Source organism: Hwanghaeella sp. (genome assembly GCF_965227365.1).
Classification (GTDB): domain Bacteria; phylum Pseudomonadota; class Alphaproteobacteria; order UBA8366; family Aestuariispiraceae; genus Hwanghaeella.
The window spans coordinates 3,522,501-3,542,638 of record NZ_OZ245754.1; the positions used below are offsets into that span (position 1 = coordinate 3,522,501).

Here is a 20,138-nt window from a genome sequence, read left to right on the forward strand (position 1 = left end):
GGGGTCCTAAACCAAATCCGCCGGGGCGTCGTCCTGCTTTTCAAGCACGACATCCTGGGCGTCATCGAAAGACGGCGTGCCGCCAAAAAGAATATGGAAGAATTCCTCTACAAGGGCGATCGCCAGCACGACCAAACCGGCCAGCATGGCGCTTTGCGGAATGGCAAGCGGTATCGCGAGCAAACCGTCCGAAACCTCCTTGAACCGGATGGAATCTGCAACCAGCTGCCAGGTATACCAAGCGAAATAGCCGATCAGCGCCGCCGCCACGGCGACGCTTAGCAGGTCCGCCAGCCAACGCAGTCGGGGCGGCAGATAATGCAGCACGACCGATACGCGGATGTGACTGCCGGCGCGAAAGGAATAGGCGAGCGCCATGAAGGTCGTTCCGGCAAGGAGGAAGGCGGCCGCCTCGTTGACGCCGGGAACCAGAATGCCAAAGAACCGCCCGACAATCTGGGCAAGGATCAGCACCGCGATAAGCGCCAGCGCGATTGCCGCCAACACGCCGCAGAACTTGTAGACGAGATCAAGGGCGATGCGTACTCGGCGCATTCCTCTCGGCCTCCTTATCCGGAAGAGAAAAGCTGCGGCGCGCCGTCGACCCGGCGCGCCGCAACGAAGGCTGCCTTACATCGCCTTATAGGCGTCGACGATCTTCTGACCGTTCGCGCCGGCTTTTTCCAGCCATTCCGCGGTCATGGTCTCACCGATCTTGGAGAACTCAGCCTTGAGCTGATCGCCCGGTGCTTCAACGTTCATACCGTTCGACGACAGTGTCGACGCGGCATCGTCGCCGGCCTTGCGTGCCGTTGCCCAACCGCGCGATTCCGCATTCGCCGCAGCCGTCAGAACGGCCTTCTGCTGCGCCTCGGACAGTGCGTCAAAGGCGTCCTTGTTCACGAAAACGGCGTTCTTCGGATGCATGGCGTCGGTCGTGTAGAAATAGTCCAGGAAGTCCCAGGACTGGGTGTCGACGCCTGTGGTCGCGGAGGTCAGCATGGCGCTGACGACACCGGTGGAAAACGCTTGCGGCACTTCTGCGTATTGAACCGTGGTCGGGATCGCACCCATCAGTTCCGCCAGTCGCGACGTCGCGGCGTTATACGCGCGGAACTTGACACCGGCCATGTCCCCCATCGAGGAGACGGCCGTCTTGCTGTAAAGGCCCTGACCCGGCCAAGGAACGGTGTAGAGCAGCATAAGCCCCTCTTCCGCGAGCACTTCCTCGAGCACCGGCTTCTGCGCCTTGTAAAGCTTCATGGCATTGTCGAACCCGGCCGCCAGGAAGGGGATGCCGTCGGCCTCGAAGACCGCGTTTTCATTGCCGTAGGCCGATAACAGGATTTCGCCGATCGGCGCCTGACGCGTCCGAACCGCGCGCTTGATTTCCGGCATCTTGAACAGCGACGCACCGCTGTGGACCGTGATGGTCAGGTCACCGCCGGTCAGTTCCTCAACCTCCTTGGCGAAGGCCATCACGTTCTGAGTGTGATAGTTGCCTTCAGGGTAAGGGGTTGGCATGTCCCAGTTTTCGGCATTTGCGGATGGCGCCCATGCCGCCAGGGCCAGGGCCGCGGACATCACGGACGCTGTAAGAAGTTTTTTCATAAGTCGATCTCCCAAGTCAGAGGCACTCGATCCGCCGCCCCCCGGTTATGATGCGTGTCCGTTGCGGACTTTCTTCGGCGGATGTCTGATTGAAATCCTAATCTGTGATCGGGACGTGGCAACCGGAAAAGCGCTTTACGATACCGGAGGTCCGCGGGAGGCGGCAGACAGGTCGCCGTCACAGCATTAACGCCGCTTGGGAAATTATTTCCGACGATACGACGACCCGAGGCCCGGCCGTCTGCGCTGAAGAGCCTGCCGGCCAAGGTCTTCAGCATCGCCATTCCAAGACAGGTCCAAGCCGCGACCCTGGACAAGTCGCCTATTCCTTCCTAAGCAGCATTCGGGTCCTCAATTCTGACAACCCCCGAGCAAGACACCCAATACAAGATCGGCAATGCGATGACCGGCGAAACACAGACACGCACCGCTATCGTCCTGGGCGCCGGGATGGTCGGCATTTCCTGCGCTATTCATCTGCGCAAACGCGGCTGGGACGTGACTTTGGTGGAAAAGACGAAGCCCGGCGCGGAAACATCCTATGGCAATGCCGGTGTGCTCAGCCGCGGCTCCGTCTTGCCGGTCAGCTATCCCGGCATGGTCTTCGACGTGCCGAAAATCCTGATGGGCAAGACCAATGCGGTGCGGTTCGACCTGTCCGGGCTGGCGCGCGCCTTCACCTGGGCGCCCTCCTTCCTGATGAACGGAACAAAAGCACGGAATCGGAAGATTTCGGATGGATTGAGTGCGCTTGTCGCCCACTGCGTGCAGGAACACGAAATCCTGATGGAGGAAGCGGGTGCCGCCAGTCATCTGGCGAAACGCGGTTGGATAAAGGTGTACCGGTCGGAAGCGAGTTTCCAGAAGACCGCCTTCGAGCGTGAGATGCTGGACAAACACGGTGTCCGCTATGCGGTGCTCGAGCCGGAAGATCTCGCCAAGCTGGAACCCAATCTGGAACCGATATACGTCAAGGGATTGCATATCCTGGATACCGCGAGCGTGGACGATCCGGGCGCGCTTTGCGCGGCATACGCAGATCTATTCAAGGCGCTGGGGGGAAGAATCGAAATCGGCGCGGCCAAATCGATTGGGGAAACCGGCGACAGCGCGACCGTGCAATTGGAGGACGGCAGACCCCTCTCGGCCGAGAACATCGTCGTGGCCATGGGGCCCTGGTCGGCAAACCTCTTGAAGACCGCGGGTGTCAGCCTGCCCGCCTTCGAGGAACGCGGCTATCACCGGCATTACCGGGCGGAAGGCAACGCCGTGTTGAACCGCCCGATCAACGATGTCGACGGTGCCTTCGTCATCGCGCCGATGGCCGCCGGAATCCGACTGACCTGCGGCGTCGAGATTGCCGCCTTCGACCAGCCGAAAACGCCGCGGCAATTGGAAGCCGTTTTGCCAAAGGCGCGCGAAGCCTTTCCGCTCGGCGATACGACCGAGGACGAGCCCTGGCTCGGCCGCAGGCCAAGCTTGCCGGATAGTTTGCCCGCGATCGGAAAAGCGCCATGCCACGATCGGATCTGGACATGTTTCGGCCATCACCATATCGGCTTGACCACCGGCCCCATCAGCGGGCGTCTGCTGGCCGAGATGATGTCGGGCGAGAAGCCGATCATCGATCCCAAGCCCTACGATCCGGCCCGTTTCCGGTAATAAGGCCGCCTTCTTATCACCTGCTTGGATGCGGCGACGCGAAATCGCCGCATCCCTGTCGCACAGGTGAAAGCCGGAAAAGCCGGGAAATTTCAAAACGCCAGGTAAGGTTTTCTTGGTGACGTCCGATCGGCTCGCGTGCCGTCGATGTCAATCGAAGCGGTGTGGAGTTCACCGAACTCCCGGGAGACGGAGACAGTATTCATGGCGCAATTCAGCAAGAGCGCGGATGTCGTAATCATCGGCCTGGGTGGTATCGTCGGCGCTTCGGTGGCCCATCACCTGATCGAACGCGGCTGGAAGAACATTATCGGCATAGACAAGTCGGGCATCCCGACGGATATCGGCTCCACCGGCCATGCATCTGACTTCTGCTTCAACACGATGCACGATCAGATGACCATCTTCACCACCAAGTACAGTATCGACTTCTACGAAAAGCGCGGACGATACTCGCGTATCGGCGGCATTGAAGTGGCCCGCAAGGGAGACGACGAGCGCATGCTCGAACTGGAACGCCGCGTGAGTTCCGGGCGCGCCTTCGGCAGCCGGGTAGAGATGATCACCGCTGCGAAGGCCAAGGAATTGATGCCATTGGTCGAGGAAGACCAGATCCAGGGCGCGCTGTGGGATCCGGATGCGGGCCTCGTCATTCCGCGCTCACAGGTCGTCGCCGGCGAATTGATCCGCGACGCCGAGGAAACGGGCAAACTTGAAAGCATTCCGAACACGCCCTGCACCGGGTTGGATATTCAGAACGGCACGATCAAGGGCGTGCACACGTCACGCGGCTATATCGCGACACCGAAAGTCGTTGTTTGCGCCGGTCTTTGGGGCCGCCTGATCGCGGAGATGGCCGGCGAGGACCTGCCGGTGATGCCGGTCGACCATCCCCTGACCTTCTTCGGGCCGTTCGAGGAATTCGCCGGGACGGGCAAGGAAATCGGTTACCCGTTGCTGCGCGACCAGGGCAATTCGGCCTATCTGCGCGACACCGGGGACCCCAAGAGCACAGAGGGCGGTCAGATCGAATGGGGATATTACGAGGAGAAGGAACCACGCCTGTGCCACCCGCGCGACATCCTTGAAAAAGAACAGGCCCGCCTTTCCCCATCTCAGCGCGACCTGGAAATGGAACAGATCATCGAGCCGTTGGAACGCGCAATGGAACTGACACCGATCCTGGGCGAACTCGGCTATAACGAGAAGCATTCCTTCAACGGCTTGCTGCAGGTGACCGCCGACGGCGGCCCGTCGATCGGTGAATCCCCGTCGGTCCGCGGTCTGTGGTACGGCGTTTCCGTCTGGGTCAAGGACGGTCCCGGTACCGGCAAGATCATCGCCGACTGGATGACGGACGGGCGTACCCATATCGACCATCACGCCATCGACTATGCGCGGTTTTATCCGATCCAGAAGTCTGAGAAGTTTATTCACGACCGCTGCTTCGAGTCGGCGTTCAAGATCTACAATCCGCCGGTGCACAACCGCGAACCCTATTCCAAGGGCCGAAACCTTCGATCCGCCCCCTATCATTTGCGGGAAAGGGAATTGGGCGGATATTTCATGGAAATCGCCGGTTGGGAACGTGCCCATGGCTATGCCAGCAACGAACATCTTCTGGAAAAATACGCCGACCGGGTCCCGGAACGATTGCACGAATGGGACAACCGCCATTTCTGGCGCGTATCCAATGCCGAGCATCTTGAGCTTTCCGAGAATGTGGGCATGGTCAACCTGTCCCATTTCGCGATCTATGACATCAGCGGCTCTGACGCAGCGACGCTGATGGAATATGTCTCGTCCTCCAAGGTCGCGGGCGACACCGCAATCGGCAAGGGCGTCTACACCAACTTCCTGGACGATACCGGCGGCGTCATGGCGGACCTGACCCTGCTACGCCTCGGCGAGAACCGGTTCCAGATGATCGACGGCGGCGATGCCGGCAACCGCGACGCGACCTATCTGCGCCGCATGGCCCAGGACAAGGAATGGGATGTCTTCATCGAAGACCGCACGGACCACTACGGCTGTATCGGTGTCTGGGGTCCCAACGCCCGTGAAACATTGAAAAAGCTGGCCGACGATCCCGCGGGTCTGGACCTTGAGAATTTCGCTTTCGGCGCGGCCAAGGACTTCACACTACGCGGCGTGCCGGTGAAGGGTTTCCGTATTTCGTATGTCGGCGAACAGGGTTGGGAACTGCACTTCTCGATGGCCTACGGCCTAGCACTCTGGGACATGTTCCGCGAGGTCGGCATCACGCCGGTCGGCGTGGAAACATACGCCAACAGCCGCCGCCTGGAAAAAAGCCTGCGTCTTCAGAACGCGGACCTGTTGACCGAATACAACCTGTTGGAAGCCGGCCTCGCCCGGCCGAAGGTCAAGGCCGCTGATTTCCGCGGCAAGGAAGCAAATCTGACACAGCGCGACCTGCCGCATCAGGCGGCCATGCTCTGCACCCTGACGGTCACGGACAACACCGACAAGGACGGTATCGCCCGCTATATGGTCGGCACTTGCCCGATCGTCGATCCGAAGACCAATGAGGTCCTGATCGACGCCAAGGGACGTCGGTCCTATACGACCAGCATGGCGTTCGGCCCAAGCATCGGAAAGAACATCGCACTCGGCTATCTGCCGCATGACTATTGCGAGGAAGGCCGCCAGCTGGAGATCGAATATTTCAACCAGAAATTCCCGGTTCAGGTCGAAGCCGTCGGCATGAAGGCGCTGTACGACCCGACCAATGCGCGGATGAAGTCCTAAACGATTTTCGCCGCCATTCTGCCGGTTGATATCCCGGGGCCATGCGCAAACCGTGTGGTCCCTTTTTCTTTCTGACCGGTGCACCCGCCACCGATATTGCAGCGCCGGATGGCAGAAGCCATTCTGCGGCCAAACTATCCAGACCGAATGATCAGGTGCTCACACCACCGCCGAGGGAGCCAAATCGATGGCCGATACAGATTTGAAGAACGACTATCCGAGCTGGGTGGTCGAAAAACTTCGTTACAACGACACCGACCGTCAGGGGCATATCAACAACGCCGTCTTTCCGACCATGCTGGAAGCCGGCCGGGTCAGCTTTCTCTATAATCCGGAGAACCCCATCGTCGAACCCGGCGGGTCCTTCGTGATCGCGCGCCTGGAATTGGACTTCAAGGCCGAGATGAACTGGCCGGGCATGGTCGATGTCGGCACGCGGGTGAAGAAGGTGGGGTCTAGTTCCTGCGTATTGGAGCAGGTCATCATGCAGAACGGCACGGTGGCGGGCCAAGCCGTCACCATCATGGTCCAGATGGATGATGAGACTCGGAAGTCAAAACCGCTTTCGGACAGTATGAAATCGCGCCTGGAAGCCTTGAAAGGCCCGGCATAACAAGCTTCGCCACCAACCCTCGTCAACGACTGTTCACATTATAGGGCGGATGCCGGCGGCTCCCACGTCAGGCCCGATGATGTCAACAATGGTTGACCATGCCGACATGGCCGTTGGCGTTTCCGGAAATGGTTTGTGGTACCCACACTATTGCAAGGGGTTGTGCTGGATGGGGTCTCCGGCATTGCCTGCGGCCAGGGACATTTCTGGGGGTCCCGGCCCAATAGGTACAGTGATGTACCGGTGTCGTCGGCAGCGGCCATCGCCTTCGGGCGTTGGCCGCGCCAACGCGATAGGGCAGACCTGCCCGTTGGACAATCTCGGGCCAAGATCTTCCGGCAATGATTGTTGATAAGGATTCGTTTCGGCGAACCGCGAAAGCTATTTCGCAGACGCTTCCGGCTCCACCGTCTTGACCACCCGCTTGCCGTCCTGATCGGTCGCATGGAATTTGAAGCGCCGACCTTTGAAGACCGTGTTGCGCATGTCCTCGACCATGCCGGCTGCTTTGCCCTTCGGCGCGATTACATCGATGATCCAGAGGTTTTCACCGCTGGTCCAATCCGCCGGCGCCAATCGCGACGCGCCGGCTTCAACGCGCTTTTCGACCTCCTCGGACAGCGACGCCCACAACACACAGCCGGCGGGCGCGCCTTTGTCGTCCCGATACATCCGAAACCGGGATCGGGCTACGGGCGCGAAGATGAGCCATTCCGCATCGGCCAGGAAGAAATGCCGGTGGCTGGCCGTCTGGGTCATCAGCCAAAGGATCTCGGATGCCGCTTGCCCCAAGGTGAGGGACCGCTGTCCCGCGCCGTTTCCGGCAACTTCAGGATCAATCTGAAGGTCGCCTTCGCTCACTGAATCGGACATTTTGGCCGTCCCTAAATGATTGATTACTTGGCCAGATCGGCTTGGGCGCACCGTATCACAGTTCCCAATCCGGGCAAATCGATCCGGTAGACCGGCCGGGATCTAACCCGGTTTCCTTGCGCCGATCAGGAATTCGACATTGCCCTGCGGTCCGGTGATCGGACTTTCCGTGATCCCCTCGACAGCCCATCCCGCCGTATCGGTCAGCCAGGCGGCAACCTCGTCACAGACCCGTTTGTGCAGGTCAGGATCCCGCACGACGCCGCCTTTTCCAACCTCTCCCTTTCCGACTTGAAACTGCGGCTTGATGAGGGCGACCAACCAAGCGCCGGGCCGCGCCAGTTCGAGCGCCGCCGGCAAAACCTTTTCCAGCCCGATGAAGCTGGCGTCGCAAACGACGATATCGATGCTATCGGGAACGAGGTCCCGCGTCAGATTTCGGGCATTGGTCGCCTCCAGCACGACGACACGGTCGTCGGTCCGCAATTTCCAATGCAACTGACCTCGGCCAACATCGACCGCGTAAACGCGATCGGCACCATTCTGCAGCAGCACATCCGTGAACCCGCCGGTGGACGACCCGACATCCAGGGCGATCATGCCTGCCGGATCGATGGAAAACGCTTTCAGCCCCTTCTCCAGCTTCAATCCGCCCCGACTGACCCAGGGATGGTCCTGCCCGCGAATTTCGAGCGGCGTTTCTTCGCTGATCTGCTGGCCCGGCTTGTCGATGCGCCTTTCCTGGGAAAACACGACGCCGGCCATGATCAGCGCCTGGGCTTTCGACCGCGTCTCGACCTGTCCCCTGTCGACCAGCGCCTGATCCGCCCTGATCTTTTTCGCGCGTTGCTTACCGTTGTCGGCCATCAACACCCTTCCCTCTCCGCCGACGGCGGATTGCTGGGTTTACTCAGAATATATGCCGCCACGCCAAGTAGGACGGCACCCGTAACGGCAAGCAGCCAGGCCGGCATGTCGCGGAAGAAAGCCATATAGGCGAAACTTGCCGTCATCGCCGAGACCGAGCAGATCTTTGCCCAAGCCGGAATGACCCGATGCGCCTCCCAATTCCGCAGCAAATCGCCGAAACGGGGATGATCGTAGAGCCAGTCATGCAGTTTCTGGCTGGAGCGCGCAAAGCACCAGGCAGCAACGATCAGGAAGGGCGTGGTCGGCAATAGCGGCAGGAACGCGCCCAACAGGCCAAGCCCCAGGGCCACCAGCCCCAGGCAAAGAAACGCCATGCGATGCGTGATCTTGGGGTGGACCCGCGTGGCTGGGCGAGGCGCAGTCATAACCGCCGGCACCGCCGCTGCCGCATCAGGCGCGCGCCGGCGTTTCCACGTCGGTGTCGGCGCCCAGTGCCGTCAAGGCCGTGGATACGATATGCGGGGCGGTCAGCCCGGCCTGTTCGTATTGCGCCTCCGGCTTGTCCTGGTCCAGGAAGGCATCCGGCATGTACATCGGACGCACTTTCACCTGTTGGGTCAGATCCTCGCGCACCAGCAAGTCGATCACCTGGGTGGCGAAACCGCCGATCGAACCTTCTTCGATGGTGATCAAAACGTCATGATCACGCGCCAGACGGCGCACCAGATCCGCGTCGATGGGCTTGGCGAAACGTGCATCCGCGACCGTGGTCGAATACCCCTTGGCCTGCAGCAGGTCGGCCGCATGCAGCGATTCCTGCAACCGGGCCCCGAGCGACAGGATCGCAACCGTCTTGCCTTCCCGCAGCACCCTGCCCTTGCCGATTTCCAGAACCTCCGGTTCCTCCGGCATGTCGACGCCGACACCTTCGCCGCGCGGATAACGGAAGGCGGAAGGACGGTCGTCGATCGACGCCGCGGTCGCGACCATATGGACGAGTTCCGCTTCGTCCGAGGCGGCCATTACGACAAAATCTGGCAGGCTGGCGAGATAGGTGATGTCGAAGGCACCGCAATGGGTCTGCCCGTCAGCCCCGACATAGCCGGCGCGGTCGATCGCAAAGCGGACCGGCAGCTGCTGAATGGCGACATCGTGTACCACCTGGTCGTAGCCGCGTTGCAGGAAGGTGGAATAGATCGCCGCGAAAGGCTTGTACCCCTCCGTCGCCAAACCGGCGCAGAAGGTCACCGCATGCTGTTCGGCAATACCAACATCGAAACTGCGCGCAGGATGTTTTTCCTGAAAGATGTTCACGCCGGTTCCGTCGGGCATGGCCGCGGTCACCGCGACGATCTTGTCGTCCTTGTCCGCCAGCTTGGTCAGGGTCTGTCCGAAGACCTTGGTATAGCTCGGCGCGTTCGGCTTCGCCTTCACCTGGGTCCCGGTGACGATATCGAACTTGGAAACGCCGTGATATTTGTCGGCCGATTTCTCGGCCGGGGCATAGCCCTTGCCCTTCTGGGTCACAACGTGGATCAGGACCGGGCCGGCATCTTCCGCATCGCGCACATTCTTTAGAACCGGGAGCAAGTGCTCCAGGTTATGGCCGTCGATCGGGCCAACGTAATAAAAGCCCATTTCCTCGAACAACGTGCCGCCGGTGACGAAACCGCGCGCGAATTCCTCGGCCCGTTCCGCCGCCTTCTCCAACTGCTTCGGGAAGCGCTCGGCGATATGTTTGCCCAGGCTGCGCAGGGACATATACGACTTCGACGACAACAGCCGCGAGAGATAGGCGCTCATCGCGCCGACCGGCGGGGCGATCGACATATCGTTGTCGTTCAGGATCACGATCAGCCGGGAATTCATCGACCCCGCATTGTTCAAGGCCTCGAACGCCATACCGGCGCTCATCGCCCCGTCGCCGATCACCGCGATGACGGAATTGTCCGCCTCGTCGAGGTCGCGCGCGACAGCCATGCCAAGGCCGGCGGAAATCGATGTCGAGGAATGCGCCGTTCCAAACGGGTCGTAGATGCTTTCCGCCCGTTTCGTGAAGCCGGACAGACCGCCGCCCTGGCGCAGGGTGCGGATGCGGTCCCGGCGTTCGGTCAAAATCTTATGCGGATAGCATTGGTGGCCGACATCCCAGATCAACCGATCGGCCGGCGTGTTGAACACGTAATGCAGCGCGACGGTCAACTCGATGACCCCAAGACCCGCGCCGAGATGCCCGCCGGTCTGGCTGACGGCACTGATGGTTTCGGTGCGCAACTCGTCCGCAAGCTGACGCAGATCGCCTTCCGGCAAGGTGCGCAACGCGGCCGGTGAATTGACCTTGTCCAGCAAGGGGGTCGACGTGTTCACCGTGAAACTCCAGACATCATTGATTCTACGAACAAATTGCGTGCTGCTGACGTGGCGGCCCGGTCAAAAGGCAATGCCTGCGCCGGCCTGAAAACCGGGGCGGCTAGTGCCGTCGTTCCACGACGAATTTGGCCGCAGATCGAAGAAGATCGGCTTTATCGTCGAAAATGGCAAGATGTTCAATAGCTTGGTCCGTCAACAGGCCGGCCTGCGCCCGCGCCCTTTCCGGTCCCAGGATGGAGACGAAGGTCGCCTTTCCATGGCCGGCATCCTTGCCTACCGCCTTGCCGGCTTCGTCGGCCGATCCCTCAACGTCCAGCAAGTCGTCCGCGATCTGAAAGGCAAGTCCGAGATCGTGGGCATAACCGCGGAGCGCCTCGCGCGCCTTGGCGGGGGCATTGCCCAAAACCGCCCCCGCAGTGCAGGCGAACTCGATCAGCGCCCCCGTCTTGAGACGCTGAAGCCGTGTGATCGCCCCGATGTCCAGGTCGGCGCCCGACGCGCTGAGATCGATCATCTGCCCGCCGACCATGCCATGCCCGCCGGCGGCCTTTGCCAGACGGGTGACGAGATCCGCTCGGATCGCCGGGTTGCCATGGGTTTCCGGGTTGGCGAGCACGCCGAATGCAAGGGTCAACAGGGCGTCGCCCGCAAGGATCGCCGTCGCCTCGTCGAACTGCTTGTGGGTGGTCGGCTTGCCGCGGCGCAGATCGTCGTCATCCATCGCCGGCAGATCGTCATGCACCAGCGAATAACAATGCACCAGTTCGATCGCAGCGGCTGCCCGCAACGCCGACCGCTCGGAAACGCTGAACAGTTTGGACGTCTGTAAGGTCAGAAACGGGCGCAACCGTTTGCCGCCGCCCAGCACGCTGTAGCGCATCGCGTCGATAAGGCGCTGTTCCGGCGCGGTGTCGGTCGTCAGGATCCGGTCCAGTTCCCCTTCCACGCGCTCCGCGGCGCCGCGCAAGGCGAGTTCGAAATCATCCATCGCATCTATCCAAGAAAGGGAGTTAACAGGCAGGCCGGCGCAAGACCGGGCAAGGGAGGATCATTCCATATCCGCCGTCACGGTCGCGACGGTCCCGTCGGCCGAAACGGTGATCTTGTCGACGCGCGCCTTGGCTTCGTCGAGTTTCTTCTGGCAATGCTGCTTCAACAAGGCGCCGCGCTCATAGGCTTCAATGGCGCCGTCCAAACTGGCGTCGCCCTCTTCCAATTTCCGGACAAGCCCCTCCAGTTCCGCTAAAGCCTTTTCGAAACTCAGCCCGGGGATATCACTATTGTCGGGCATTCGTATCCCTTCCCGTCTTGTTCAGAACGGCCATCGCTACACGATTCATCGGCACGACGGCATAATTGTCGGAAGTGGCGGTTATAGTCCCGCGACGACACCCGGCGCAATGTTCGTTCGGTCGGCCGCCCGGCCCACCGAAAACCACTTGCCGTTTTGAAGATATACGTTCTTGCCCCCGGCGACGGTTTGGGTTGAAACTCGGCGCCATGACAACAGCACTCTTCTGGCATCCGTCCTGCCGCGAGCACAATATGGGGGCAGGCCATCCCGAGCAGCCCGCCCGTCTGGATTCCGTCCTTGTCGCCCTGGAAGCGGAGGAATTCGACGAACTGGAACGTGTCGAGGCCCCACGAGCAACGCGCGAACAGATCCTGCGTTGCCATCCTGCGTCCCATGTCGACGACATTCTGGGATCGGTGCCGGAAAACGGCATTGTCCGGCTTGACGCCGACACCTCTCTGTCACCGGGGTCGGGCGAAGCGTCCCTGCGCGCGGCCGGCGCCGCCGTGGCCGCGGTCGATGCAGTCATGTCCGGCAAGTATCACAATGCGTTCTGTGCGGTCCGTCCGCCCGGCCATCACGCCGAACCACAGCACGCGATGGGATTCTGTCTGTTCAACAACATTGCGATCGGCGCAGAACACGCGATTGCGGTCCACGGCGCGGACCGGGTCGCCGTTGTTGATTTCGACGTCCATCACGGCAATGGAACGCAGGCGATGTTCGCGCGAAAACCGAACATGTTTTTCGCATCATCCCATCAAATGCCGCTCTACCCCGGCACCGGGCAGGAGTCGGAACGCGGCGTGGCCGGAAACATCGTCAACGTTGCCTTGCCGCCTCAGTCCGGCGGCGAGGAATTCCGGATCGCGTTCGAGGTCCGGATTCTCCCCGCCCTTCGGGATTTCAAACCCGATTTGCTGATGATTTCCGCCGGGTTCGACGCACATCGCGACGATCCGCTGGCGAACCTCAATCTGGTGGAAGACGACTATAATTGGGCAACTTCGGTGCTGGCCGAAGTCGCCGATGAAACATGCGGCGGCAAGATCGTTTCCACGCTTGAAGGCGGCTATGACCTCGGTGCTCTTGGCCGGTCGGCCGCGGCTCATGTCAGGGCGCTGATGGCCGCCTGACGAGGCCGCTATCCCGCGCCCCCGGCGCCGCCGATGCAATATTGCATCCTGGCTTTGACCTCGCTTTGTACTATCCTATGTCATGCTTCCGGGGTATTAGCCAGGAAGGACGGGAACGCACTGAGGCGTTGGAACTGAGCGGAAACGGGATCGGGTTGGGATTGCAGCCAAGCCTGTAATCGACCTTTCTTGCTCGTTCCGATCCATTGGTTACCGCGAGAAGATTACCGGGAGATCGCATGAACCTCACAGCAAGAGCGGTTCTTGGGCTGGCGTTGGGCTTTACCGTCCTCCTCGCGCCCGAGGCCCCGGCCCAAGCGCAAGGCGGGCCTTCGACAGTTTTTGTCGATCCGGTGATCGATGAACCGCTCACCCAGACGTCTCCGGTTCTCGGGCGGTTGGTGGCACGCCAGCGCGGCGTCGTGGCGGCGCTGACACGCGGCCCGGTCAGCGAAGTGACCGTCGATGCCGGCGACCGGGTCGCGGCAGGGGATATCATCCTACGCATCGCTCTGGACAGGATCAGCCAGACACGCAATCTGAGCGCCGCCCAGGTCGACCTGGCCCGTGCGCGGGTCGCTACCGCCAAGGCGGAACTGGAACTGGCCAATCTCGAACTGGTGCGATTGGAGCGTTTGCGACAGTCGGCCGCCTTTTCGCAAGCCCGCTACGATGACCAGGCAAAGGCCGTTCAAACCAAAATAAGCGAGGTTGGAGAAGCGGAAGCAGCCGTCGCCGCGGCGATCGCCGATCTGCGGATTGCAGAAATCGACGTTCGCCTCGCTGAAGTGCGCGCGCCCTATGACGGCGTCATCATCGAACGGCACACACAGCGCGGCGCCTATGTGAATGTCGGCGACCCGGTCGTCACCATGATCAACGATCAGGACCTGGAAGTCGCTGCCGAGGTCCCCTCGAACAGAATTGCCGGTCTGCTGCCGGGCCGTTCGGTCCGCGTATCTTTCGGCCCGGACCGGACGGTGGATGCCTTCGTCCGCGCGGTCATTCCGGAGGAAAACGGCCTGACCCGGACACGGTCCGTTCGTTTTACGCCGGCCCTGGACGAATTGTTGGGCAACAGCGATCAGCCACTTGCCGCCAATCAATCGGTGACGGTGCAGGTACCGGTCAGCACGCTCAGGAACGTGATTTCCGTTCACAAGGACGCGGTCATCCCGCGCGGTGCCGGAAACATCGTTTTCGTGGCCGAGGACGGCAAGGCACAGCCGCGCCCCGTCAAGCTCGGCGGCGCGGTCGGCGCGCGCTTCATTGTGTTGGACGGCTTGAAGGTCGGCGATCTGACCATCGTGCGTGGCAATGAGCGCCTGCGGCCCGGACAGGACATCACGATCAACAGCGCCACCGAGGCTGGAAACGCGAGTTGACCGCGAACAGAAGACGCAGGGCAACACACCGCAAGGCAGCACACCGCAGCGCAGAGTAAGGCACGGCAATGGATCTCATCCGCATCTCCATCGAACGACCCGTCGCGGTCATCTCGGCCGTCCTAATGGCGGTGATGTTCGGGGTCGTCGCGGCGAACACGATCCCCATCCAATTGGCGCCTGACGTCCGCAACCCGGTGATCAGTATCCGCACGGCCTGGTTCGGCGCGGCACCGGCGGAAATCGAGCGCGAAGTCTTGAACGAACAGGAGGAAGTCCTTCAAGGCCTGGAGGGCCTGGACAAGATGACCAGCCAGGTCCAGGACGGACGGGCGGACATCACGCTGGAATTCGCAGTCGGCACGGATATGAGCCGCGCCCTGCTGTTGACGGCGAACCAGTTGGATCGCGTTCCGGGCTATCCCGAGGAAGTCGACGAACCGGTTCTCAGCACATCGGGAAGCGACGACAATCCGATCGCCTGGTTCAGGGTCATTCCCGCCCCCGGCAACGACAGCAACATCCACACCTATGGCGACTTCGTCGAAGACGTGATCAAGGATCGCCTGGAACGCGTCCCCGGCGTTGCCGATGTGAACTATTTCGGCGGCGGCCCGCGCGAGATGCACATCACCGTCGACCCCGAATACATGGCGCAATACGGGCTTACCGTATCCGATGTCGTGGCGACGCTTCAGCGTGCAAACGCATCCGTTTCGGGCGGTGACGTCGAAGAGGGGAAACGGCGCTACGTCGTACGTACCGACAATGATTTCTCCACCCCCGAGGATGTCGGCAAGGTGGTTCTGCGCAGTTGGAGCAATCCGGAAACCGGCCGTGTCAGCCGTGTTACCGTCGGCGACATAGCCCAAGTCGACTTCGGTTATCGGAAAGCCACCGCAACCATCCGCGCCAACGGCGAATACGCCATCGCCCTGAACGCGACGCGCGAGACCGGCGCGAATGTCATCGAGACAATGAAAGGCATCAAGGCTGCGGTCGCCGAGTTGAACGAATACGCCCTGCCGAACCAGCGGTTGGAGATGTATCAGGTCTATGATGAGACCGTGTATATCAACTCGGCCATCGACCTCGTGACCCAGAACATTTGGGTCGGCGGCCTGCTCGCCGCGGCGATCCTGATGATCTTCCTTCGATCGGTCCGGGCAACGCTCGTCATCGCGCTGGCCATTCCCGTCTCGGTCATTGCCTCCTTTGTCGCGATGGCGGCCTTGGGCCGTTCCCTCAACGTCGTCAGTCTGGCCGGCATCGCCTTCGCGGTCGGCATGGTGGTCGATGCGGCGATCGTGGTATTGGAAAACATCTACCGGCTTCGTCAATCCGGCGTCCCGGCAGCTGAAGCCGCCTATAAGGGCGCACAGCAGGTTTGGGGCGCCATTTTCGTTTCGGCCCTGACGACCGTCATGGTATTCATCCCGATCCTGACCATGGAACAGGAAATCGGTCAGCTGTTCCGTGACATCGCCGTGGCGATCTCCGTTTCGGTCATGCTCTCGCTGCTGGTTTCCATCACCGTCATCCCGGCCCTGTCCAACCGACTGCTCGGCGGGCAAATGTCCGGCAAGGGCAAGAAGGTTGCCGATCTTCCTGTCTTCAACGTCATCGCGTGGCTGTTCACCCACACGCTGGGTCCCGTCGTCGACGCGTTCGGCCGGGGCTTCGCCGCGGCGACGGTCCGATTGACGCGCGCGGTGGTCGCCAGCCGGAAGCTGGCCTTCCTGCTGGTCGTCGGCATCACGGCGGGCGCCGGCACGATATCCTGGGTCTTCCTGCCGGACCTGGATTATCTGCCGGACGGGAACCGCAATCTGATGTTCGGATTCGTCCTGCCGCCGCCGGGCTACAATCTGGAAACCATGCGGGGGATCGGACAGGCGGTGGAGGATAGTGTCCGCCCGCTGTTCCCGGGTGAGTCCGGACCGGAACCGAATCCGGACGGATTGCCGAAAATCGAGAACTTCTTCTTCGTCGCGACCGAGAGCCGGACCTTCGTCGGCGCAAGCACGGTCGACCCGACCGAAGTCGCGAAACTGAAAGGCGTCCTGTCCGAAGCCGTCGACCAGGAACCCGGCACATTGAGCTTCTTCCGTCAGGCTTCCCTGTTCGGCCGCGGCGTCGGCGGGTCCAGGTCGGTCGATATCGATATTTCCGGCCCGGACCTTGGTCAGATCATCGACACCGCCCAAAGGACGTTCGGACTGGTCATCCAGGCTTTTCCCTTCCACGAGGGAAATCAAGTCCGGCCCATTCCCGGTTTGTCCCTGGGCGCGCCGGAAGTCCGCGTCATACCGGACCCCGTCGCCCTGTCCGACAACGGCCTGACGGCAACAGAACTGGGCCTGACCATCGATACCTTCAATGACGGCTTGCGGGTCGACGAGATCACGGTCGGCAGCGATTTGATGGACCTGATGCTGAAAGGTCCGGACATCAAGGTGACCGAAACGCAGGGGATCGGCGATCTGCCGGTCGTGACGCGGTCGGGCACGATCGTTCCCGTTTCCTCCCTGGCCGATGTGGCGGTGACCGCCGGCCCGACCCAGATCCGGCACGTTGAAAGCCGCCGCACCGTCACCCTGCAGGTCAGCCCGAGAAACGACATCGCCCTGGGCGGCGCGCTGGAGACGTTACAAAGCGAGGTCGTCGAGCCGCTTCGGGAACAGGGGCTTCCGCCCGGTGTATCCATCCGCCTATCCGGCACAGCGGACAAACTGTCGGAGGCGGTCGAAATCATGCGCCTGGACTTGATCCTGGCCTTGATCATCGTCTTCCTGGTGATGGCGGTCCTGTTCGAAAGCTTTCTTTATCCGATGGTCATCGTCTTCTCGGTGCCGTTGGCGACCGCGGGCGGGCTGATCGGCTTGAAGATCCTGAACCTCTATACGTTCCAAGCGTTGGACACATTGACCATGCTGGGCTTCGTGATCCTGATCGGAATCGTGGTCAACAATGCTATTTTGATCGTGCATCAAACGCTTTATCACCTGCGCGACGAAGGCCTGACGCCACAGGATGCGATTGTCGAAGCAACGCGAAACCGGATCCGGCCGATCTTCATGTCCACGCTGACCAGCGTTTTCGGGATGCTGCCCCTGGTCGTCTTTCCGGGCGCGGGGTCGGAAATCTACAAAGGCCTCGGCTCGGTCGTGGTCGGCGGACTTTCCCTATCAGCGGTAGTGACTTTGGGAGTCGTGCCGCCGCTTCTTTCGCTGATTTCAGGACTGATGAGCAAACCTGTCGAGGAAGGTGAAACAGACCGAAACCAACTTGGCGATTCCGTGAAAGATGACAAAAATCCGACAGGCAAAATCGACCAACCCGCAGAGTAGAAATCAACGCGGTATCGACATCCTAATAAAGACTAATATTTATTCGTAATATTAGAAGGTTACCGAGAATCTGAAGAATCGATTAATTTTTTCTAAATTTTTTTGCGCAGTTCATGATTCCCTAGTACGAATTGAGGGCGGCTGCGGTTATCGCCTTCTTATGTCCCGTTATTCACGAATCCGTGATATGGTTGGATCCAGACGGCAGGGAATCAGTTTGGCCGTTTGTGGGAGGGTCGCGCCAAGGTTGTCGCGACCTTACGGATTTGCGCCATTTTTTGAATACGGCGAGGGGTCGCCTAGGCGTGGGAGGCATAAATGTCAGAATCAACTGTGTCGGCACATTTGGTCGATATCGTTACCTTGTTGAAAGCAATGGGGAATGAACGTCGGTTCGAAATTCTCCATTACCTCTCTGAAGAGGAAAAAGCAGTCGGAGAGTTGGAGGAACTGGTTGGCTTGAGCCAATCGGCCCTTTCCCAACATCTGGCCCGTCTCAGAAGGGACGGAATGGTCAAGACGCGGCGAGACGCGCAAAAAATCTACTATTCGCTCTCGGATCCCCGTGTTTCGCATCTGTTGACCTGCCTTGTGTCCATGCATGGCGTCGACACGGACAGCGACAACGTGGTGGTGGGCGGAGAGTCCGTTACGGTATTGCGCACCGCATAAGGTCATTTCCAAGCCATGGTCCGGGCTTGCCTGTTCGGATCATGGTTGGGAATGCGCCATCTGTCTGATTTTGACAGACGGGTACGGCCTCCGCCAACGGCCGTCGGACACTCCTAACATAAGTATTTTGTTCTAAATCGATCCGTTCTCGGTTGCGTGCGGCGATGGGATTCGCCAATCTGTTATCGGGCGGGTCGGAAGGCGTAAGTGTCTGCAGAATCAGCGGGGTATCCAGTCACCGTTGAGGGCTTCCGTAGAGACCGCCAAGCCGAGCCACATAACAGACAAGGCCCTGACGCCAATCGCTGTTTTCGGATAGAATTTTCGGCGGAATGTGTCGGGGCTTTCAAGAGAGTTCGTATGGCAGGAAATCTCAATCACGATGACGTAGCGCGCCTGATGTCGGATCCGTCGCCGGAAAACCGAGCGTCGACGGCCCAAAAGGTCGCGCAGCAGTTCGGAGAGGGTGCACTCACCGAAGCTGAAGGCAAACTCGCAGAAGAGATCTTCAGCATCATGGTGAAAGACGCGGAGGAACGCGTCCGCGAGGCCTTGGCGAAGAACCTGCAATCCGCGCCGAACCTGCCACACGATCTGGCCGCTCAATTGGCGGGCGACACCAGCGACAATGTCGCTTTACCCATCATTCGATATTCCGAAGTTCTGACGGAAGACGATCTGCTGAATATCGTTCGCACCCAACCCGGCGCCAGACAGGTGGCCGTTGCGGAACGCCCGGCTGTCTCCGAAGCCGTTTCCGAAGCCATTGTCGAACATGGCACCGAAGATGCGGTCGTCAGCCTCGTCTCCAACGAAGGCGCGCAAATTTCCGACGCCTCCTTGGAAAAGGTCGTCGAAAAACACGGCGAAGTCGAACGGATCCAGAAGCCGTTGGTACATCGCGACCGGCTACCGGTATCCGTTGCCGAAAAACTTGTTTCCAAGATTTCCGACGAATTGAAGACCTATTTGGTCACCCATCACGATCTGCCCGAGCAACTGGCCGCGGATTTGATCCTGCAAACCAGGGAACGCGCGACAATCGGACTGGTTTCCGACGGCGCGAGCGAAGAAGACCTGGTCATTCTGGTCAAGCAGATGCGTGACACGGGGCGGCTGACGCCGTCGATCATCCTGCGGGCGCTTTGCGTTGGCGATATGCCGTTCTTTGAAGTCGCGATCGCCCTTCTGGCCGATGTGCCGATAAAGAATGCCCGCGTTCTTATCCACGACGAAGGCGATTTGGGCCTTCGTTCGCTTTACGACAAGGCAGGCCTGCCGCGTCAGCTTTATGTCGCCTTCCGGTCGGCGGTCGACTTGAACGTCGATGCCGAAGCTGAGCGTACCGACGACGACCCCGAGCAATTGATGCGCAGAATGCTGGAACGCGTCCTGACTGTTCCGGATGATGAGGCGGAGGTTTATGCCGACGCCGATGTCGAGTATCTGCTCGCCAAGTTCAACAAGATCGAGAAGCGGCCCGGCCCGGCCTTTTGACTGGCCGACTCTATCGCCGATCTGTTCCCGGAAGAC

16 protein-coding genes are annotated in these 20,138 nt (G+C 60.6%); 8 read left to right on the plus strand and 8 right to left on the minus strand.

Annotated features, from left to right (window positions below):
* Window positions 1–6 precede the first annotated feature (6 nt).
* Both ACQK2G_RS16205 and ACQK2G_RS16210 read right to left on the minus strand, forming a co-directional pair.
* Window positions 7–555 (minus strand): TRAP transporter small permease, encoded by a 549-nt coding sequence (locus tag ACQK2G_RS16205; RefSeq protein ID WP_425406075.1) that lies wholly within the window; start codon window positions 553–555, stop codon window positions 7–9.
* A gap of 75 nt (window positions 556–630) precedes the next feature.
* Window positions 631–1,611, minus strand: a complete 981-nt coding sequence (locus ACQK2G_RS16210) for a TRAP transporter substrate-binding protein (protein WP_425406076.1) — start codon at window positions 1,609–1,611, stop codon at window positions 631–633.
* Window positions 1,612–2,013: 402 nt separating this feature from the next.
* Between ACQK2G_RS16210 and ACQK2G_RS16215 the strand changes: the two genes are divergently transcribed.
* From ACQK2G_RS16215 to ACQK2G_RS16225, 3 genes are all read left to right on the plus strand, one after another.
* Window positions 2,014–3,273, plus strand: a complete 1,260-nt coding sequence (locus ACQK2G_RS16215; protein ID WP_425406077.1) for an NAD(P)/FAD-dependent oxidoreductase — start codon at window positions 2,014–2,016, stop codon at window positions 3,271–3,273.
* Window positions 3,274–3,477: 204 nt separating this feature from the next.
* A complete protein-coding gene (locus ACQK2G_RS16220; protein WP_425406078.1) occupies window positions 3,478–6,042 on the plus strand; it encodes a GcvT family protein in 2,565 nt (854 codons plus the stop codon).
* 187 nt (window positions 6,043–6,229) lie between these two features.
* Window positions 6,230–6,655, plus strand: a complete 426-nt coding sequence (locus tag ACQK2G_RS16225; RefSeq protein ID WP_425406079.1) for an acyl-CoA thioesterase — start codon at window positions 6,230–6,232, stop codon at window positions 6,653–6,655.
* 381 nt (window positions 6,656–7,036) lie between these two features.
* Here the strand turns inward: ACQK2G_RS16225 and ACQK2G_RS16230 are convergent, their stop codons facing one another.
* The 6 genes from ACQK2G_RS16230 to ACQK2G_RS16255 form a co-directional block, all read right to left on the minus strand.
* The gene (locus ACQK2G_RS16230) at window positions 7,037–7,528 is read right to left on the minus strand and encodes a toxin-activating lysine-acyltransferase (RefSeq protein ID WP_425406080.1); all 492 of its coding nucleotides are present in this window, start codon (window positions 7,526–7,528) and stop codon (window positions 7,037–7,039) included.
* 102 nt (window positions 7,529–7,630) lie between these two features.
* The gene (locus tag ACQK2G_RS16235) at window positions 7,631–8,395 is read right to left on the minus strand and encodes a TlyA family RNA methyltransferase (RefSeq protein WP_425406081.1); all 765 of its coding nucleotides are present in this window, start codon (window positions 8,393–8,395) and stop codon (window positions 7,631–7,633) included.
* Window positions 8,395–8,772: a YbaN family protein gene (locus ACQK2G_RS16240; protein ID WP_425406082.1), complete on the minus strand. Its 378-nt coding sequence runs from the start codon at window positions 8,770–8,772 to the stop codon at window positions 8,395–8,397. The genes ACQK2G_RS16235 and ACQK2G_RS16240 overlap by 1 nt, the downstream gene beginning before the upstream one ends.
* A gap of 76 nt (window positions 8,773–8,848) precedes the next feature.
* On the minus strand, window positions 8,849–10,765 hold the full coding sequence (gene dxs, locus ACQK2G_RS16245) for a 1-deoxy-D-xylulose-5-phosphate synthase (RefSeq protein ID WP_425406083.1): 1,917 nt from the start codon (window positions 10,763–10,765) through the stop codon (window positions 8,849–8,851).
* Between the two features lie 103 nt (window positions 10,766–10,868).
* Window positions 10,869–11,756, minus strand: coding sequence for a polyprenyl synthetase family protein (locus ACQK2G_RS16250; RefSeq protein WP_425406084.1), 888 nt, complete (start codon window positions 11,754–11,756; stop codon window positions 10,869–10,871).
* Window positions 11,757–11,816: 60 nt separating this feature from the next.
* Window positions 11,817–12,059 carry an exodeoxyribonuclease VII small subunit gene (locus tag ACQK2G_RS16255; RefSeq protein ID WP_425406085.1) on the minus strand — a complete coding sequence of 81 codons (243 nt, stop codon included), beginning with the start codon at window positions 12,057–12,059 and terminating at the stop codon, window positions 11,817–11,819.
* Between the two features lie 209 nt (window positions 12,060–12,268).
* Between ACQK2G_RS16255 and ACQK2G_RS16260 the strand changes: the two genes are divergently transcribed.
* From ACQK2G_RS16260 to ACQK2G_RS16280, 5 genes are all read left to right on the plus strand, one after another.
* A complete protein-coding gene (locus ACQK2G_RS16260) occupies window positions 12,269–13,198 on the plus strand; it encodes a histone deacetylase family protein (protein ID WP_425406086.1) in 930 nt (309 codons plus the stop codon).
* Window positions 13,199–13,437: 239 nt separating this feature from the next.
* The gene (locus ACQK2G_RS16265; protein ID WP_425406087.1) at window positions 13,438–14,583 is read left to right on the plus strand and encodes an efflux RND transporter periplasmic adaptor subunit; all 1,146 of its coding nucleotides are present in this window, start codon (window positions 13,438–13,440) and stop codon (window positions 14,581–14,583) included.
* Window positions 14,584–14,651: 68 nt separating this feature from the next.
* Window positions 14,652–17,933: an efflux RND transporter permease subunit gene (locus ACQK2G_RS16270; RefSeq protein WP_425406088.1), complete on the plus strand. Its 3,282-nt coding sequence runs from the start codon at window positions 14,652–14,654 to the stop codon at window positions 17,931–17,933.
* Between the two features lie 318 nt (window positions 17,934–18,251).
* Window positions 18,252–18,605, plus strand: a complete 354-nt coding sequence (locus ACQK2G_RS16275) for an ArsR/SmtB family transcription factor (protein WP_425406089.1) — start codon at window positions 18,252–18,254, stop codon at window positions 18,603–18,605.
* Between the two features lie 360 nt (window positions 18,606–18,965).
* Window positions 18,966–20,102, plus strand: a complete 1,137-nt coding sequence (locus ACQK2G_RS16280; protein ID WP_425406090.1) for a DUF2336 domain-containing protein — start codon at window positions 18,966–18,968, stop codon at window positions 20,100–20,102.
* Window positions 20,103–20,138 lie beyond the last annotated feature (36 nt).

Bases quoted from the DNA above. Each gene is read 5' to 3' on its own strand.
- ACQK2G_RS16205 (WP_425406075.1), bottom strand. From the start codon at position 555: ATGCGCCGAGTACGCATCGCCCTTGATCTCGTCTACAAGTTCTGCGGC.
- ACQK2G_RS16210 (WP_425406076.1), bottom strand. From the start codon at position 1,611: ATGAAAAAACTTCTTACAGCGTCCGTGATGTCCGCGGCCCTGGCCCTG.
- ACQK2G_RS16215 (WP_425406077.1), top strand. From the start codon at position 2,014: ATGACCGGCGAAACACAGACACGCACCGCTATCGTCCTGGGCGCCGGG.
- ACQK2G_RS16220 (WP_425406078.1), top strand. From the start codon at position 3,478: ATGGCGCAATTCAGCAAGAGCGCGGATGTCGTAATCATCGGCCTGGGT.
- ACQK2G_RS16225 (WP_425406079.1), top strand. From the start codon at position 6,230: ATGGCCGATACAGATTTGAAGAACGACTATCCGAGCTGGGTGGTCGAA.
- ACQK2G_RS16230 (WP_425406080.1), bottom strand. From the start codon at position 7,528: ATGTCCGATTCAGTGAGCGAAGGCGACCTTCAGATTGATCCTGAAGTT.
- ACQK2G_RS16235 (WP_425406081.1), bottom strand. From the start codon at position 8,395: ATGGCCGACAACGGTAAGCAACGCGCGAAAAAGATCAGGGCGGATCAG.
- ACQK2G_RS16240 (WP_425406082.1), bottom strand. From the start codon at position 8,772: ATGGCGTTTCTTTGCCTGGGGCTGGTGGCCCTGGGGCTTGGCCTGTTG.
- ACQK2G_RS16250 (WP_425406084.1), bottom strand. From the start codon at position 11,756: ATGGATGATTTCGAACTCGCCTTGCGCGGCGCCGCGGAGCGCGTGGAA.
- ACQK2G_RS16255 (WP_425406085.1), bottom strand. From the start codon at position 12,059: ATGCCCGACAATAGTGATATCCCCGGGCTGAGTTTCGAAAAGGCTTTA.
- ACQK2G_RS16260 (WP_425406086.1), top strand. From the start codon at position 12,269: ATGACAACAGCACTCTTCTGGCATCCGTCCTGCCGCGAGCACAATATG.
- ACQK2G_RS16265 (WP_425406087.1), top strand. From the start codon at position 13,438: ATGAACCTCACAGCAAGAGCGGTTCTTGGGCTGGCGTTGGGCTTTACC.
- ACQK2G_RS16270 (WP_425406088.1), top strand. From the start codon at position 14,652: ATGGATCTCATCCGCATCTCCATCGAACGACCCGTCGCGGTCATCTCG.
- ACQK2G_RS16275 (WP_425406089.1), top strand. From the start codon at position 18,252: ATGTCAGAATCAACTGTGTCGGCACATTTGGTCGATATCGTTACCTTG.
- ACQK2G_RS16280 (WP_425406090.1), top strand. From the start codon at position 18,966: ATGGCAGGAAATCTCAATCACGATGACGTAGCGCGCCTGATGTCGGAT.